This window comes from Neosynechococcus sphagnicola sy1, assembly GCF_000775285.1.
GTDB lineage: Bacteria > Cyanobacteriota > Cyanobacteriia > Neosynechococcales > Neosynechococcaceae > Neosynechococcus > Neosynechococcus sphagnicola.
The window spans coordinates 1-361 of the sequence record NZ_JJML01000117.1 but is presented as its reverse complement, the minus strand read 5'-3'; the positions used below and the strand labels follow the sequence as shown (position 1 = coordinate 361).

Genomic DNA, 361 nt, shown 5'->3' with positions numbered 1-361 from the left:
CTTCAGCATCTCGGGTTCGGACTTTGTGGAAATGTTCGTTGGCGTGGGTGCCGCCCGTGTGCGCGACATGTTCGACAACGCCAAGAAGAATGCCCCTTGCATCATCTTCATCGATGAAATCGACGCCGTGGGCCGCCAGCGTGGCGCCGGCCTGGGCGGTGGCAATGATGAACGCGAGCAGACGCTGAACCAGATGCTGGTTGAGATGGACGGCTTTGAAACCAATCTGGGCGTGATCGTGGTGGCTGCCACCAACCGTCCAGATATCCTGGATGCGGCTCTGCTGCGCCCCGGTCGTTTCGATCGGCAGGTGTACGTGACGCTGCCCGACATTCGGGGCCGCGAACAGATCCTGAACGTG

The 361-nt window shown here is 60.7% G+C and carries 1 protein-coding gene; it reads left to right on the top strand.

Translation table 11 applies throughout. From position 1 onward, the window contains the following. Window positions 1-361 (top strand): AAA family ATPase (locus tag DO97_RS20365; protein ID WP_156120706.1); only part of this gene is annotated, 361 nt, incomplete at both ends.